Here is a 15,093-nt window from a genome sequence, read left to right as displayed (position 1 = left end):
CGGAAGCCTGAATTCCTTTCTGGCTTTAATAAATTCATTTTTAAGGCTTGCGGGTAAAATTGATCTACCGCAATATAATTACTGCCGGGATATTCAAAACTAATAAATATTATTCGAATACGATGATTTTTACAAAATATTTCTAAACCAACGCTAAACGAGGAGGAACCATGTTTGGTATTTATCGCGCACGCCGCCTGGCGTTATACATTGTCGCAGCCATTGTTATTGCCACGTTAATTGGATATAGCACTTATATGTTTGTAAAATTATTTGCATGACAAGGACATTTATTTACATAACGCGATAATAATTTAATCGCTTCTGAGAGATTATTCTCTTTCTGTTATTTATTCGCAGAAAAGTGCATTTGATTTAACAAAAAACGTCTGCCGGGTTTATATTGCTTTACGTTCCGCGATGCCGGACAATGACATTTTTAACTGACGATTAACATTAAGATGAAACACCCGTTAGAATCGCTGCTCACAGCGGGGGGCATTTTATTGATGGCCCTGCTCTCCTGCCTGCTGTTACCTGCGCCGTCGCTTGGGCTGGTGCTGGCGAAAAAGCTGATGACGATCTTCCACATGGTCGATCTTAACCAGCTGTACACCATTTTGTTCTGCGTGTGGTTTTTACTGCTTGGCGCCCTCGAATTCTTCATCCTGCGTTTCGTCTGGCGTCGCTGGTTTTCACTGGCATCGTAAGTAAAAAAAAACCGGGTGCGGCTGCGCCTTACCCGGTCGGATTTCTGCATAACGACACATTCAGTGTGTCCGGCTGTGGTTCTCTTTGCGGTACGCGCCAGGCGGCTGGTTGAAGGTACGGGTAAAGATACGCGTAAACGTCTGCTGCGAATCAAAGCCGTAGCGCAAACAGATATCGTAGACACGCTCGTCCGATTCACGCAGGTCACGCGCTGCCAGCAGCAGCTTGCGTTCGCGAATGTAACGCCCGAGACTTTCGCCCTTATACTGCATAAACAAACGCTGCAGATGCCATTTCGAGTAACCCGCGTGGCGGGCGATCTCTTCGATACGTAATGGCTGGTGCAGGTTGTCGTCGATCCACTCGACGATGGTGTCGATGACTTGAGCGGAAATGGTCATACTGCTCTCCCCCTCTGCTTCTCGCTTAAACATTATTCCCACCACTCACGAAAGGTTTGCGTGGTATCACTCACATGAACAGGTTCACCCAGCTCCGGCGTCAGTAGCCGATAATTTTTATCTTTGCTGGCCTGCGCCAGCTGGATCAGCGGATCATTCCAGGTGTGTTTCGCCAGCACAAAGCGTCCGTTATGACCGGGCACGACAGCTTTCGCGTTAAGGTCAGCCGACGCCTGCGCCGTTTCCGCCGGCATCATGTGAATGTACTTCCAGTCCCGATCGTACTGGCCGTTTTCCATGATGGCTAAATCCACCTCGCCGAACTGCTCACCGATGGCCCTGAAGTGCGGGCCGTAACCGGAGTCTCCGCTGTAATAAACTTTCTGCGCCGGCGTGACGAACATAAAGCTCCCCCACAGGGTTTGATCGCGTTTAATCCCGCGTCCGGAGAAGTGACGTGCCGGCAGGACGTGCACCGTTAAGTCATCACTGATGCGCACCGACTGGTTCCAGTCGCGCTCGTCGATAATCTCCGGCTTCATGCCCCAGTAGCGCAGATGAGATCCAACGCCCAGCGGGGTAACCACACGTTTCACCTTCGGCAGTAACGCCCTGATGGTGGCGTAATCCAGATGATCGTAGTGATCGTGGGAGATGATCAGCAGGTCGATCTCCGGCATGTTCTGCGCATGCCAGGGATACTCGCCCGCAAAAGCTTTATTGAGGAACGAGAACGGCGCGGCATAGTTGCTGAGCACCGGATCGATCAGAATACGTTTACCCGCCAGCTGCATATACCACGATGAGTGGCCGAGCCAGACCAGCGTGTCCTGCTCCAGCGACAGACTGGCGAGATCGGTTTTCACCAGCGGCAGCGGCTGCGCGGGACGGGCATTTTCGGTTTTGCGGGTCAGAAATTGCCACCACGCCACCAGCATATTTTGCTCGCCGGTGAAGCCCGGTGTCGGCAACGTATTGTGGAATTTCCCGTCGCGATACTGCGGGGAGGCCTCCACTTCGGTAAGCTGCGCACCCTGTGGTGGCTGGCCAAATCCAGGATTCAGGACAAAAGGTAAACTCGCAGCTGAAGCAATAATCATGACGAACACCACGCAGATGAATAGAGGCTTTTTCATATCCTGACCCGAAAACGCGCCCCATCCGATGGTTTACGCGGGTTGAACTTGATTATGAGTGAGTAAGCACTCATTATAGATATGATGATAAAGTCGTCAAGACGTTTTCGATCTTTGACATTGCGCGTTGCAGCCTGTCAAAGCACGTGTTTCAATCAAGGTTTTTACAATTGACAGGAGGAACAATTTAGTGGCACGTCCGAAGAGTGAAGATAAAAAACAGGCCTTACTGGACGCAGCAACCGCTGCATTTGCACAGTCAGGTATTGCCGCCTCAACGGCCTTAATTGCCCGGAACGCGGGCGTCGCTGAAGGCACACTGTTCCGCTACTTTGCTACCAAAGACGATCTGCTGAATGCCCTCTATCTGCACCTGAAGCAGGATCTCTGCCAGACGATGCTGGCGGAGCTTGATCGCACGCTCACCCTCCCCAAAGAACATACCCGCAATATCTGGAACAGCTACGTGGACTGGGGCATCCGTAATCCTGTCGCTCACGCCGCCATTCGCCAGCTTGGCGTCAGCGAGAAGATCAGCGCCGAAACGGAGCAGGCCGTGCAGGAGATGTTCCCGGAGCTGCATGAACTGTGCCGTCGCGCAGTGCGCCCGGTATTTATGTCCGATGAGTTTCGTACCTTTGGTGATGCCATGTTCTTATCGCTTGCCGAAACCACCATGGAATTTGCCACCCGCGATCCGTCCCGCGCCGTCGATTTTAAAGCGCTGGGCTTTGAAGCCATGTGGCGTGGACTCGCCTCCGAGGATATTGATGGACAGTAAATCGCTGCAGGAACACGCCAAACGCGTGGCGCTGGAACTGCCGTTCACCGAACACTGCTGGCCGTTCGGGCCGGAATTTGATGTGTTTAAAGTGGGTGGCAAGATTTTCATGATTGTTGCGGTTGCTCACGGGCGACCGCATGTCAGCCTGAAATCCGATCCGGAAAAATCCCTGTTAAACCAGCAGATCTACCGCGGCGTTGAGCCGGGGTATCATCTCAATAAAAAGCACTGGATTTCACTCTACGGCACCGACGATGTTACGCCGGAACTGGTGGCCGATCTCATCAACGATTCCTGGAATCTGGTCGTCGATAAGCTGCCGAAAAAAGACCAGAAATGGATCAGGCCGCGCTGATTGTTCGTCTGAGACGAACAGATTAAGCGCTCAAAATGCACTTATCTTTTCCCGCTTCGCACGGTAATCTGCACTCCTTTTCGCGCCCGCACGCGGGCGAATTTTATCACCAGGAGTTGTTATGGATATCATTTCCGTTGCCCTGAAACGCCACTCCACCAAGGCGTTTGACCCAAGCAAGAAACTGACCGCTGAAGAAGCGGAGAAGATCAAAACCCTGCTGCAGTACAGCCCGTCCAGCACGAACTCCCAGCCATGGCATTTTATTATTGCCAGCACTGAGGAAGGTAAAGCGCGCGTGGCCAAATCTGCGGCAGGCACTTACGTGTTCAACGAACGCAAAATGATGGACGCCTCTCATGTGGTAGTGTTCTGCGCGAAAACCGCCATGGACGATGCGTGGCTTGAGCGCGTCGTGGATCAGGAAGAGGCCGACGGTCGCTTCAACACCCCAGAAGCAAAAGCGGCGAATCACAAAGGTCGCTGCTATTTCGCCGACATGCACCGCGTGGATCTGAAAGATGACGACCAGTGGATGGCGAAACAGGTTTACCTCAACGTCGGTAACTTCCTGTTAGGCGTGGCCGCGCTGGGCCTGGATGCCGTACCCATTGAAGGTTTTGACGCCGCCATTCTCGACGCAGAGTTTGGCCTGAAAGAGAAAGGCTTCACCAGCCTGGTGGTGGTCCCGGTTGGACACCACAGCGTGGAAGATTTCAACGCCGCGCTGCCAAAATCTCGCCTGCCGCTGAGCACGATTGTGACCGAGTGCTAAGACAAACGGGCCGCAACTGCGGCCCGTTTTCAATCACGCGTCATCTGCCTGGTTTCGCCATTGAACCAGCTTCTCACGCAGACGGCGTTTTCTGCGTCTTCCCGATAAACACGCGCAAAACTTACTTCTCCGCACGCCCGGCATGCCAGATCCGCTCCGCATACCGCCCTATCACCGCCAGCGACGCCGCCAGAATCAGGAAGAACACCACCTTGTTCATCCCATCCCAGAAGTATTCGAAGTAGCGGGTATAGAGGTTAATGGCGAGGAACGTCAGGCCAAACCCGCGCAGCATGCCGTCGTCGGTTTTCAGACTGATGTAAATACAGAGAACCGCTGCCACCGCAAACAGCAGCGCCCACGGCAGCAACGAGGCCTGGGTCACGCTGTACCAGTTATCGATATCGTAATTACCAAATATCGACATGATCCACAGGGCGACAAAGAGATACGTCAGCCCCATCGCTTTACTGGTGGTGTAAAGATGACGGGACTGCAGCACAGCACGCAGGATCCAGCACAGGGCCAGCAGCGCGCCGCCGAAAAAGATAAAGCGCACCGGATAGTTCATCCCCAGCCAGTAAGCCCCCCAGCCGGACATATAGCCCGTCTCCGCGCCAAACCAGTTGCCAAGCGAGAGCAAGAAGAACAGCCAGACCAGCCCGGAGCGGCCGAAAAAGCCTACCAGACCATAGACGGCACAGCCGGCCAGGAACAGTGGCGCGATGTGGCCGCTGCCATTATCCAGCCGTTCACCCAGCTGCCAGAGCGCGATGGCGGTAAACAAGACTCCGAGGAACAAAATCGCTTCGGTGCTGTAATGCCACTGCGTCTCCCGCCGCTGGCGGCTGAAGCCCCACAAATAAAACAGCACGGCCAGGATCGCCGGCAGCCCGATGCGGGCAAGGGAGGAAAAAGCGAAGAATTCGATAATGCGCGCCATCAGTTCGCTGTCCGAGAACAGGCTGCCGATGGCGATAATGACGCAGGCGAGTGCCGTCCAGAAGGCGTAGCGGCTCAGCCGCTGCCAGTCCATGGTCACGCGTTGAAGCGTACCGGCCAGCCGCTGATGGTCGTCAGCGGTTAATGTGCCTTCCTGTTGCCACTCGTTGAGTGCGCGGCGTAGCAGCCGCTCCTGTTTGCCAGTAACCTTCATTTTGCCTGCTCCGTCAGCCATTCCATTGCTCTCTCCCCGGCTTCATCCACTGGCAGATACACCAGCAACCGGGAACCGTTTCGTGGAGCAGAGTACCAGTACATCTGCTGCAGGGTAAATTCCCCAAGCTCAGGATGGGTAAACAACTTGAGCTGGTTTTCCACACCGCGCACGTCATTGCGCTGATGCCACAGATTTTTAAACTCCTCAGACACCGCAAAGAAGCGCGCCAGTTTGGCTTCCCACAGCGGGTCACCCCGGTGCTCGGCCATCGCCGCCCGGAAATAGGAGACAAAGACGGGCAGCACATCGTCACGTCTGCCGAGACGGGCGCGCCATGCCGGGTGGGTGAGGAACAGATAAATACAGTTGCGGTCTTCCGGGGGGATCGCATTGAAATCGACCCCCATCAGATGACCAAAGCTGTCGTTCCAGGCCACGATGTCGAAATTGGGTTTCTGAATGCTGGCCGGTTTCGGCATCAACGTATCAAGAAGGCGCGTGCCTTCGCTGATCCCTTCACAGCAGGTGGCCTGCGGTGCTTCACCCGGCGGTAGCCCGGCCAGCACAAAAAGATGGCGCGCTTCGGTCGGGGTGCATTGCAGCGCTTTTGCCACGGCGGCCATCACCGCGCTGGACGGATTGACGTCCCTGCCCTGCTCAAGCCAGGTGTACCAGGTTACCCCGACGTCCGCCAGCAGGGCCACCTCTTCACGGCGCAGCCCGGGCGTGCGGCGTCGACCGCTGCGCGGCAGGCCGAGCCGCTGCGGATCGAGGCTTTCGCGTCGGGCGCGTAAAAACGCACCAAGTTGTTTTCGGGTGTCATCCTTGAGCGAGACGACGGGTTCAGACATCAGCGCCATAAATCCCCCTGCATGGTAGTACCAGTACCAGTATAAGCAAGAACTGGTACCCGTTTATCAGATCGTTGATGCTACGACCATCTGTTGAATGACGCAATGGAGTTACCATGAATACGTCAGTCGTTTCACCGGGCCGCGCAGGCCTGATATTGCTGTTAACCGGCCAGATGCTGCCGCTGATTGATACCTCAATCACCAACGTGGCGCTGGATGCTATCACCCATTCGCTGCACGCTACGGCCACCGAGCTGGAATTAATTGTTGCCCTCTACGGTGTGGCCTTTGCCGTCTGCCTTGCCCTCGGCAGCAAGCTGGGGGATAACCTTGGCCGCCGTCGTCTTTTCATGTGGGGCGTGGCGAGCTTTGGCCTGGCCTCGCTGCTGTGCGGAATGGCAGGCAACATTGAACAACTGCTGTGCGCCCGTATTCTTCAGGGGGCTGGCGCGGCGCTGATCATGCCGCAAATTCTCGCCACCCTGCACGTAACGCTGAAAGGCACGGCCCACGCGAAGGCCATCAGCCTCTTTGGCGGCATCGGCGGCATCGCGTTTATCGTCGGCCAGATGGGCGGAGGCTGGCTGGTATCGGCGGACATTGCCGGCCTCGGCTGGCGTAACGCCTTCTTTATCAACGTGCCAATTTGTCTGGTGGTGCTGGCCATGAGCCGCCGTTACGTGCCGGAGACCCGCCGCGACACGCCATCAAGCATTGACTGGACGGGCACCGTCCTGCTGGCGATCATCCTCTGCTGCCTGCTGTTCCCGATGGCGCTTGGCCCGCAGTGGCACTGGTCCTGGCCGCTTAAGGTCGCGCTTATCGCCATTATCCCGCTTGCCGGGTTGATGGCCCTCAACGCCCGCAAAAAAGAGCGGGACGATGCGCATCCGCTGATCCCGCCGCGCCTGCTGCAGTTGCGCAGTATCCGCTTTGGCGTGCTGATTGCGTTGCTCTTTTTTAGCGTCTGGTCCGGCTTTATGTTCTGCATGGCGTTAACCATGCAGACCGGTCTGGGGATGGCGCCGTGGCAGTCTGGCAACAGTTTTATCGCCCTGGGTGTTACCTACTTTATTTCAGCGTGGTTTGCCCCGCGTCTGATTGCCCGCTACAGCACCAGTACCATTCTGCTGACCGGTCTGGCGATCCAGATAGCGGGCCTGCTGGCGCTGATTGTCACCTTCCGCCTCTGGGGAATGCACAATACCGCGCTGACGCTGGCACCCGCGACCGGGCTGGTCGGCTACGGTCAGGCGCTGATCGTGAACAGTTTTTATCGTATTGGCATGCGCGATATTCAGTCTGATGACGCCGGGGCGGCGAGCGCCATTTTGAGCACGCTGCAGCAGGCGGCGCTTGGACTCGGCCCGGCCATCTTTGGCGCGATTTTGCTGCACGGTCTGCAAAATCATCACGGAGATTACACCCAGGCGATCACCCTCTTCCTCGCGGTGGAAACTGGCCTGATGGTGATCCTCGCGCTGGCGACGCTGCGGGTTCGCCATCACCTGTGCCTGCCGGTGGTGACGACCTGCCACGCCGTCAAATAACCCTGACGAATTTGCATAATAGATCCGCAGCCGCCATTATGGGGCTGCATCAATACAGGAGACGTTATGCAGGAATTAATTGCTCAGGTTGAAGAGTTAGGCATTGAAATTAATCACACCACCTCTTTAGTGATTATCTTTGGTATTATTTTTCTTACCGCACTCATCGTTCATTTTATTCTGCACAAAGTGGTCCTGCGGGCCTTTGAGAAGCGCGCGCAGGCCAGCAGCCATTTATGGTTGCAAATCATTACCCAGAACAAGTTATTTCACCGTGTCGCCTTTACCCTGCAGGGGATTATTGTCAACGTTCAGGCGGTACTGTGGCTGCAAAAAGGCAGCGAAGCCGCGGAAATGCTCACCACCTGCGCAAAGTTGTGGGTGATGGTGTATGCCCTGCTCTCGTTCTTCTCGCTGCTGGACGTCATTTTCAATCTTTCGCAAAAGATGGCGACAGCCTCGCAGCTCCCGCTGAAGGGCATCTTCCAGGGGATAAAACTGGTGAGCGCTATTCTGGTGGGGATTTTAATTATCTCGCTGCTGATTGGTCAGTCGCCAGCCATTCTGATTAGCGGCCTGGGCGCCATGGCTGCGGTGTTAATGCTGGTGTTTAAAGACCCGATCCTCGGGCTTGTCGCCGGGATCCAGCTCTCCGCCAATGACATGCTTAAACTCGGTGACTGGCTGGAGATGCCAAAATACGGAGCCAACGGCACGGTCACAGACATCGGCCTGACCACCGTCAAGGTGCGCAACTTCGACAACACCATCACCACCATTCCGACCTGGGCGCTGGTCTCTGATGCCTTTATCAACTGGAGCGGCATGTCGGCCTCCGGCGGGCGACGCATCAAGCGTAGCCTGAATATAGACACCACCAGCATCCACTTCCTCGACGAGCAGGAGCAACAGCAGCTGATTCAGGCGAAGCTGCTTAAGCCGTACATGGCGGCGCGTCACGAAGAAATTTCGCTCTGGAATCAGGAAAACGGTGAAGGCGAATCGGTGCTGAACCTGCGCAAAATGACCAATATTGGAACCTTCCGCGCCTATTTAAATGAATATCTGCGTAATCACCCGCGGATCCGTAAAGATATGACGCTGATGGTTCGCCAGTTAGCGCCAGAAGCTAACGGGCTGCCAGTTGAAATATACGCGTTCACTAACACGGTCGTCTGGGCGGAATATGAGGCGATTCAGGCCGATATTTTCGACCATATATTCGCCGTGGTGGATGAATTTGGTCTGCGTATTCATCAGTCTCCGACCGGAAACGATATTCGCTCGCTGGCTGGCGTAATAGCGAAATAATCAGGCGCTGGCGCGGGAGATAAAGCGCCAGTCCATCATCACTCTTTCCGTGGGCGCATCCGGGTTATCGATTTTATTCAACAACAAATCGACCGCCTTGCGCCCAATATCCCGAGACGGCTGTTCGATGGTGGTGAGCGAAATCATCTCCGCCAGTTCCGTACCGTCAAACCCGACTACCGCAATGTCTTCAGGCACGCGTAATCCCGCCTGCTGGATCGCATGCAATGCGCCTGCCGCCAGGGTATCGGAAACGGCAAAGACCGCGTCCGGCGGGTTTTCCTTCAGCAGATTTTGCATCGCCGCCATTCCGGCGCCGAAGCTGAGATCGCTGGCGTATTCCACCGCCTGGTAAGCCAGATCTTTCAGGTGGATAACGCTCTTATAGCCACGCTCGCGCAGGCGGGCATATTTATAACTCAGGTCGTGGTTAATCATCGCGATCCGCCCGCGCCCGCCGTCGGCAAGCTGGCTGACGGCATGCTGCGAGGCGTCCACATCGTTAATCCCGACGCAGGAGACCGCACCGGCATCGGCGTATTCGGCGCACTGCACCCACGGCGCAGCGCCAATCAGGGCAGCCAGTTCAGGAAGCTTTGAGAAGGCATCCATGGTGATAATGCCGTCGACAATTTTACCGGACAGCAAACTCAGCCCCGAACGCGAGCGTTCAATGTCAGAGCCGGAGTTGCACAGCAGAATGCGGTAGCCGTTCTTTTCGGCTTCCTCTTCAATGCCTTTCACCACTTCGGCGCAGAACGGGTTAGCGATGTTCGACACCATTACCAGAATCATATAGCTGCGGGCAGTCCGCAGCTGGCGCGCCAGCAGGTTGGGCTGGTAATTACTCTCTTTGATCGCCTGCAGGACGCGTTCGCGGTTTTTCGCTTTCACGGTATCGCTGTTGTTAAGCACGCGAGAGACCGTTGCCACGGACACCCCGGCAAGCTGAGCGATTTTCTGAATGGACATAGCGACGGCATTTCCTGCGGTTAACGTTTTATGCAGGCTACCATAAATTCGTTGCCCGGCGAACCGGGCAACGCGTCAATAGGCAACGCGCACCCAGCGCTGCTGCTGATGACTTTTCACTATCGCATCAATGATATACATGACGTTCGCGCCGTCATGGAACGTCGCAAACAGCGGCTGTGCCGGCATCTCCCCCTGCATCACGGCGCGGTAAAATTGCGCCATCATATTTTTAAAGGCATCAGGCCAGCCTTCGATATGTCCGCCGGGAAAATGGGCGCTTTCGGCCACGTCACGGTTCATCAGGTTTGGATCGTCGGAGAGGGTCTGGTTTGCCTGCGCGCGATGGCCGATCCAGAGTTGCTGCGGCACCTCCTGATCCCACGCCACGGACCGTTCGCTGCCGTTAACTTCAAACGTCAGCCGATTTTTGCGCCCGGCGCTGACCTGCGAGACGTTAAAACTGCCTTTGCTGCCATCGTCGAAGCGCACCAGCACCGAGCCAAAATCTTCGGTGGTGACCGGTTTGTCTTCATCGTTCGCGCTGCGATCATCCGTGAAGGTCCGGTTTCCCGCCGCACTGGCCTTGCGCGTTGGCCAGACGATGGCGAGATCGGCCATCACGTCGGTGATCCGCCGCCCGGTCACAAACTGCACCGTGTCGCACCAGTGGGAGCCAATATCCGCCACCGCGCGCGACGCACCGCCCAGCGTGGCATCCACCCGCCAGTTGTAGTCGGTTTCCAGCAGCATCCAGTCCTGCAGGTAGCTGCCATGCGTGGCAAACAGCCGACCGAGACTGCCCTCGCGCTTCATGCTGGCCGCCTGACGCACCATCGCAAACTGGCGATAGACAAAGCTGACGCCGTGTACCACGCCCGCCTGCTCAGCCAGAGCCACCAGCTCGCGGGCCTCTTCCGGGGTCATACACAGCGGCTTTTCGGAAAAAACATGCTTACCCGCCCGCAAAATCTGGCGGTTAATCTCTGCGTGCAGATGGTTTGGCGTGCAGTTATGCACCACGTGCAGATCCGGATGGGCGAGCAGTGCCTCAACGTTCCCGTAAGCATGGGGCACATTCAGCTGGCGCGCCTTTTCCTGCGCTTGTGAAAGCGAGCTGTCGCACAGGGCGACCACCTGCACACTGCCGAGACGCCGCAGCGCCTCAATGTGCGCCGGGCCGATAAAGCCGCTGCCGACGATCCCGACGTTAATCATGGCTGCCTCCCGCGGCGAAATCGTCAAACGCGCGCCCGGATACCGGAATGATATGACGACGGATAAATTCGCTGCCTTCGCGGGCACCGGTATCGCCATCCTTAAGACAGCACTCCCACTCCAGCACTGCCCAGCCCTCGTAGTCGTACTGGGTCAGTTTGCTGAAAATACCGGTGAAGTCGATCTGCCCGTCGCCCGGCGACCGGAAGCGACCCGCGCGATGAAGCCACGGCTGGTAGCCACCGTATACGCCGCTGCGCCCGTTGGGACGAAACTCTGCATCTTTGACGTGAAACGCTTTAATGCGCGCATGGTAGAGATCGATAAACGTCAGGTAGTCCATCTGCTGAAGCAGCATATGGCTGGGATCGTAGAGAATATTGCAGCGCGGGTGATTGTCCACCAGCGCCAGAAAACGCTCAAACGTCACGCCGTCATGCAGGTCTTCCCCCGGATGCAGCTCATAACAGACATCGACGCCGTGCTCATCAAAGGTGTCCAGAATGGGCCGCCAGCGGGTTGCCAGCGTCTGGAAAGCGTCCTGAAAACGCTGCGCGTTGTGCGGCGGCCACGGGTAGAAAAATGGCCACGCCAGCGATCCAGAAAAAGTGGCGTGCGCTGTCAGGCCTAATTTTGCGGAGGCCGCCGCCGCCTGATTGAGTTTGCTGGTCGCCCACGCCCGACGAGCCGCGTCGTTACCCCTCACGCCTGCCGGCGCGAAATGGTCAAACGCGTCGCCGTAGACCGGGTTCACCGCAATAAGCTGCCCTTCCAGATGGGTCGACAGCTCGCTGATCGCCAGCCCGTGCTCCGCCAGCGTGCCGGTAATGTCGTCACAGTAGGCCTGGCTCACAGCCGCTTTCTCCACGTCAAAAATGTGCGGATGATTGCAGGGGATCTGCACGGCTTTGTAGCCCTTACCTGCTGCCCAGCCTGCCAGCCCATCCAGCGAGTTAAACGGCGCTTCTGCGCTGATAAACTGCGACAGGAAAATACCGGGTCCCTTAATCGTTCTCATACCACCTCCTGAACGTTACGCCTTGTCATCGTCATATTTGAACGTGAGAAGGAAAATCAGCGCAATCACCGCTGCCGCCACCGCCGGGATCCACCAGAAGGTGACCCACGCCTGCGGCACGGCCTGTCCCGCCACCAGACGGTTATACAGCGCGCCAGAAATCTGCGAACCAAGCAGCATGCCGATGCCATAGGTGAACATCACGATCATGCTCTGCGCCTGGCCTTTCACCTTTTCGCCCGCCACGCGGTCGGTATAGATAAAGCCCACCACAAAGAAGAAGTCATAGCACACACCGTGCAGCAGGATGCCGAGATAGAGCAGGAAACGTCCCTCCTCACTCACCCCCATGGCAAACATCGCGTAACGGACAAACCACGCCAGCATGCCGACCAGCAGCATGACTTTCACGCCCAGACGGCGGAAAAGCAGCGGGATCACCAGCATGAAGACAATCTCTGACATCTGGCCGAACGACATCGCGGTGCTGACATCAGCAATCCCGGCATCCGCCAGGTATGAGGCGGTGTAAGCGTAGTAGGTGCCAAGCGGCACGGAAATCAGCATTGCGCAGACGGAAAAGACCAGGAAGTGGCGGGTTTTCAGCAGGGCAAACGCATCAGCGCAGAACAGATCGCGAATCTGGACCGGCAGCCCTTTTGCCGGGGCGGGCGTGTGCGGCAACGTCAGGCTGTAGAGCGCCAGCAGCACGGAGCTCGCCGCCGCAACCTGGAAGATCGTGACGCTGGAGGCCACGCCGGTAACGCCGATAAAGATCCCCGCGACAATCCAGCCGATAGTGCCGAACACGCGCACCACCGGGAAGGTTTTATCGACGTTTGCCAGGCTGTGAAACGCGATGTTGTTCGTTAAGGCCAGCGTCGGCATATAGCAAAGCGTGTAGCCAAACAGCAGGCCGATCAGCAGCGCACCATTTTCAGCGATCAGCGCCCCCGGAACGAACCACAGGATAGCCGCGCCCGCCAGGTGCATTACCGCCATCACCTTCTGCGAGGCGAAGAAGCGATCCACCAGCATCCCGAGCACGAACGGCGACAAAATAGAGGCGATGGGCCCAGCGGAGAACGCATCGCCAATCAGCAACGACATGTTGTGCTGGGTCATCACCAGACCCAGCGTGACCGACCAGCTACCCCAGATAAAAAACTGCAGAAACATCATCAGCGACAGACGCGGAACCAGCAGCCGGTGCTGCGCTATCACCTTTCCACTACTTTCAGTTGTTGACACCATAATGAGCCTCACCCTAGAAAAGTAATCGATTACAAATACCCTCAAATGAAAAGTAATCGATTACAAAATAAAGATCCTGTGGATCAGGAGAGATTTGGGAGAGGGGTCACGATAAAGAGGTTTATCGCGTTGGGATGGGAAACCGGATAGCTCGCCCTCTCCCACCGGGAGAGGACGGCATGCATTATTGCTTGCGGGAAAGTTTAAATGCCACAAACAGGAAGATGACCCACACCGGGAGCAACATCGCGGAAAGGCGCATGTCGTCCATGGTGCACATCAGCACAAGGATCAACCCGAGGAAAGCGATGCAGAGATAGTTTCCTGCCGGATAAAGCAGCGCTTTAAACTGCGTCTCACGTCCCTTACGACGCATCGCGGCACGAAAACGCAGGTGCGCCAGGCAGATCATGATCCAGTTCAGCAGCAGGGTGGCAACCACCAGCGCCATCAGCAGGCCAAACGCCTCTTTTGGCAGCAGGTAGTTGATCACCACCACCAAAGAGGTGATCGCACCGGACAACAGCAGAGAATTCACCGGCACGCCGCGACGGCTGACGCGGGTTAAGAACTTCGGCGCATTCCCCTGCACGGAGAGGCCAAACAGCATTCGACTGTTGGAGTAGACGCCGCTGTTATAGACCGAAAGTGACGCCACCAGAATAACGAAGTTCAACGCTGAGGCCACCACATTGCTGTTGAGATCGTGGAAAATCATCACAAACGGACTGCTGTTTGATTTCACCTCAACCCAGGGATAGAGCGCGAGCAATACCACCAGCGAACCGATGTAGAACAGCAGAATACGGTACACCACCTGGTTGACCGCTTTCGGAATGCTTTTATGCGGGTCGCGCGCTTCAGCGGCGGTGATACCAATCAGCTCCAGCCCGCCGAAAGAGAACATGATCACTGCCAGCGAAAGGATAAGCCCCTTCCAGCCGGTCGCCAGGAACCCCCCGTGCTGCCACAGGTTGTCGATCGTGGCACGCTCACCGCCGTGACCTGAGAACAGCAACCACAGGCCAAAACCAATCATGCCGATAATCGCCAGCACCTTGATGAGCGCAAACCAGAACTCGGTTTCACCGTACAAACGGACGTTCACAAGGTTGATGGCATTGATGATAATGAAGAAGGCCGCCGCCCAAATCCAGGTGGGCACATCCGGGAGCCAGTACTGCATGTAGATGCCAGCGGCGGTCAGCTCTGCCATCCCCACCAGCACAAACATCACCCAGTAGTTCCAGCCGGAGAGGAACCCCGCAAACGGGCCCCAGTATTTATACGCAAAGTGCGCGAACGAGCCTGACACAGGCTCTTCGACGACCATCTCGCCGAGCTGGCGCATGATCAGGAAGGCGATAATCCCGGCGAGGGCATAACCCAGCAATACCGCCGGCCCCGCCATCTGAATGGCCGGGCCGATGCCGAGAAACAGCCCGGTACCGATAGCCCCACCGAGGGCAATTAACTGTATATGTCGATTTTGCAAACCACGTTGCAGCGTCGGATTCTGTTCCGACGAAGCTTCAGCGCTACCGGTGCCTGAAGCGGATGACGCGTCTTTCACGCCCTACCCCTGTCTCTTTTTT

15 protein-coding genes are annotated in these 15,093 nt (G+C 56.4%); 6 read left to right on the top strand and 9 right to left on the bottom strand.

Features of this window, described 5'->3' with window-relative positions:
- Positions 1-461 precede the first annotated feature (461 nt).
- Positions 462-710 (top strand): DUF1158 domain-containing protein, encoded by a 249-nt coding sequence (locus AAIR21_RS10465; protein ID WP_025204775.1) that lies wholly within the window; start codon positions 462-464, stop codon positions 708-710.
- Between the two features lie 60 nt (positions 711-770).
- On the opposite strand, the gene AAIR21_RS10460 is transcribed toward AAIR21_RS10465, so the two are convergent.
- A complete protein-coding gene (locus tag AAIR21_RS10460) occupies positions 771-1,112 on the bottom strand; it encodes a RamA family antibiotic efflux transcriptional regulator (RefSeq protein WP_020885132.1) in 342 nt (113 codons plus the stop codon).
- Between the two features lie 32 nt (positions 1,113-1,144).
- Positions 1,145-2,248, bottom strand: a complete 1,104-nt coding sequence (locus AAIR21_RS10455; protein WP_183516584.1) for an MBL fold metallo-hydrolase — start codon at positions 2,246-2,248, stop codon at positions 1,145-1,147.
- Positions 2,249-2,438: 190 nt separating this feature from the next.
- Here AAIR21_RS10455 and AAIR21_RS10450 point away from each other — a divergent pair, with 190 nt between their 5' ends.
- From AAIR21_RS10450 to nfsB, 3 genes are all read left to right on the top strand, one after another.
- Positions 2,439-3,029 (top strand): TetR/AcrR family transcriptional regulator, encoded by a 591-nt coding sequence (locus AAIR21_RS10450; protein WP_020885134.1) that lies wholly within the window; start codon positions 2,439-2,441, stop codon positions 3,027-3,029.
- Positions 3,019-3,387 (top strand): MmcQ/YjbR family DNA-binding protein, encoded by a 369-nt coding sequence (locus AAIR21_RS10445; protein WP_020885135.1) that lies wholly within the window; start codon positions 3,019-3,021, stop codon positions 3,385-3,387. The genes AAIR21_RS10450 and AAIR21_RS10445 overlap by 11 nt, the downstream gene beginning before the upstream one ends.
- Positions 3,388-3,508: 121 nt before the next feature.
- The gene (gene nfsB, locus AAIR21_RS10440; protein WP_040016828.1) at positions 3,509-4,162 is read left to right on the top strand and encodes an oxygen-insensitive NAD(P)H nitroreductase; all 654 of its coding nucleotides are present in this window, start codon (positions 3,509-3,511) and stop codon (positions 4,160-4,162) included.
- Between the two features lie 121 nt (positions 4,163-4,283).
- Here nfsB and AAIR21_RS10435 read toward each other — a convergent pair whose 3' ends face one another.
- Positions 4,284-5,318, bottom strand: a complete 1,035-nt coding sequence (locus AAIR21_RS10435; RefSeq protein ID WP_078774934.1) for a DUF2157 domain-containing protein — start codon at positions 5,316-5,318, stop codon at positions 4,284-4,286.
- Entirely contained in the window at positions 5,315-6,181 is an 867-nt protein-coding gene (locus AAIR21_RS10430) for a helix-turn-helix transcriptional regulator (RefSeq protein WP_434680919.1), read from the bottom strand. The genes AAIR21_RS10435 and AAIR21_RS10430 overlap by 4 nt, the downstream gene beginning before the upstream one ends.
- Positions 6,182-6,288: 107 nt before the next feature.
- On the opposite strand from AAIR21_RS10430, the gene AAIR21_RS10425 reads away from it, so the two are divergent.
- Together AAIR21_RS10425 and AAIR21_RS10420 are read left to right on the top strand one after the other, a co-directional pair.
- Positions 6,289-7,725, top strand: coding sequence for an MFS transporter (locus AAIR21_RS10425; protein ID WP_183516585.1), 1,437 nt, complete (start codon positions 6,289-6,291; stop codon positions 7,723-7,725).
- 66 nt (positions 7,726-7,791) lie between these two features.
- Positions 7,792-9,036 carry a mechanosensitive ion channel family protein gene (locus tag AAIR21_RS10420; protein ID WP_014168964.1) on the top strand — a complete coding sequence of 415 codons (1,245 nt, stop codon included), beginning with the start codon at positions 7,792-7,794 and terminating at the stop codon, positions 9,034-9,036.
- Here the strand turns inward: AAIR21_RS10420 and AAIR21_RS10415 are convergent, their stop codons facing one another.
- From AAIR21_RS10415 to pheP, 5 genes are all read right to left on the bottom strand, one after another.
- The gene (locus AAIR21_RS10415; RefSeq protein WP_025204778.1) at positions 9,037-10,008 is read right to left on the bottom strand and encodes a LacI family DNA-binding transcriptional regulator; all 972 of its coding nucleotides are present in this window, start codon (positions 10,006-10,008) and stop codon (positions 9,037-9,039) included.
- A gap of 75 nt (positions 10,009-10,083) precedes the next feature.
- Positions 10,084-11,226: a Gfo/Idh/MocA family protein gene (locus tag AAIR21_RS10410; RefSeq protein ID WP_183516586.1), complete on the bottom strand. Its 1,143-nt coding sequence runs from the start codon at positions 11,224-11,226 to the stop codon at positions 10,084-10,086.
- A complete protein-coding gene (locus AAIR21_RS10405) occupies positions 11,219-12,244 on the bottom strand; it encodes a sugar phosphate isomerase/epimerase family protein (RefSeq protein WP_183516587.1) in 1,026 nt (341 codons plus the stop codon). Before AAIR21_RS10405 ends, AAIR21_RS10410 begins: the two co-directional genes overlap by 8 nt.
- A 15-nt stretch (positions 12,245-12,259) precedes the next feature.
- The gene (locus AAIR21_RS10400; protein WP_044867815.1) at positions 12,260-13,498 is read right to left on the bottom strand and encodes an MFS transporter; all 1,239 of its coding nucleotides are present in this window, start codon (positions 13,496-13,498) and stop codon (positions 12,260-12,262) included.
- A gap of 184 nt (positions 13,499-13,682) precedes the next feature.
- Entirely contained in the window at positions 13,683-15,071 is a 1,389-nt protein-coding gene (gene pheP, locus AAIR21_RS10395) for a phenylalanine transporter (RefSeq protein WP_014168959.1), read from the bottom strand.
- Between the last annotated feature and the right edge of the window lie 22 nt (positions 15,072-15,093).

This window comes from Enterobacter sp. PTB (assembly GCF_051130085.1).
Taxonomy (GTDB): Bacteria; Pseudomonadota; Gammaproteobacteria; order Enterobacterales; family Enterobacteriaceae; genus Enterobacter; species Enterobacter ludwigii.
Note: the sequence above shows the minus strand (reverse complement) of the source record. Positions and strands in the feature narration are given on the sequence as shown.

What these genes read in the sequence shown, in the direction of transcription:
- AAIR21_RS10465 (WP_025204775.1), top strand. Translation starts at nt 462, where the DNA reads ATGAAACACCCGTTAGAATCGCTGCTCACAGCGGGGGGCATTTTATTG.
- AAIR21_RS10460 (WP_020885132.1), bottom strand. Translation starts at nt 1,112, where the DNA reads ATGACCATTTCCGCTCAAGTCATCGACACCATCGTCGAGTGGATCGAC.
- AAIR21_RS10455 (WP_183516584.1), bottom strand. Translation starts at nt 2,248, where the DNA reads ATGAAAAAGCCTCTATTCATCTGCGTGGTGTTCGTCATGATTATTGCT.
- AAIR21_RS10445 (WP_020885135.1), top strand. Translation starts at nt 3,019, where the DNA reads ATGGACAGTAAATCGCTGCAGGAACACGCCAAACGCGTGGCGCTGGAA.
- nfsB (WP_040016828.1), top strand. Translation starts at nt 3,509, where the DNA reads ATGGATATCATTTCCGTTGCCCTGAAACGCCACTCCACCAAGGCGTTT.
- AAIR21_RS10435 (WP_078774934.1), bottom strand. Translation starts at nt 5,318, where the DNA reads ATGAAGGTTACTGGCAAACAGGAGCGGCTGCTACGCCGCGCACTCAAC.
- AAIR21_RS10430 (WP_434680919.1), bottom strand. Translation starts at nt 6,181, where the DNA reads ATGGCGCTGATGTCTGAACCCGTCGTCTCGCTCAAGGATGACACCCGA.
- AAIR21_RS10425 (WP_183516585.1), top strand. Translation starts at nt 6,289, where the DNA reads ATGAATACGTCAGTCGTTTCACCGGGCCGCGCAGGCCTGATATTGCTG.
- AAIR21_RS10420 (WP_014168964.1), top strand. Translation starts at nt 7,792, where the DNA reads ATGCAGGAATTAATTGCTCAGGTTGAAGAGTTAGGCATTGAAATTAAT.
- AAIR21_RS10415 (WP_025204778.1), bottom strand. Translation starts at nt 10,008, where the DNA reads ATGTCCATTCAGAAAATCGCTCAGCTTGCCGGGGTGTCCGTGGCAACG.
- AAIR21_RS10410 (WP_183516586.1), bottom strand. Translation starts at nt 11,226, where the DNA reads ATGATTAACGTCGGGATCGTCGGCAGCGGCTTTATCGGCCCGGCGCAC.
- AAIR21_RS10405 (WP_183516587.1), bottom strand. Translation starts at nt 12,244, where the DNA reads ATGAGAACGATTAAGGGACCCGGTATTTTCCTGTCGCAGTTTATCAGC.
- AAIR21_RS10400 (WP_044867815.1), bottom strand. Translation starts at nt 13,498, where the DNA reads ATGGTGTCAACAACTGAAAGTAGTGGAAAGGTGATAGCGCAGCACCGG.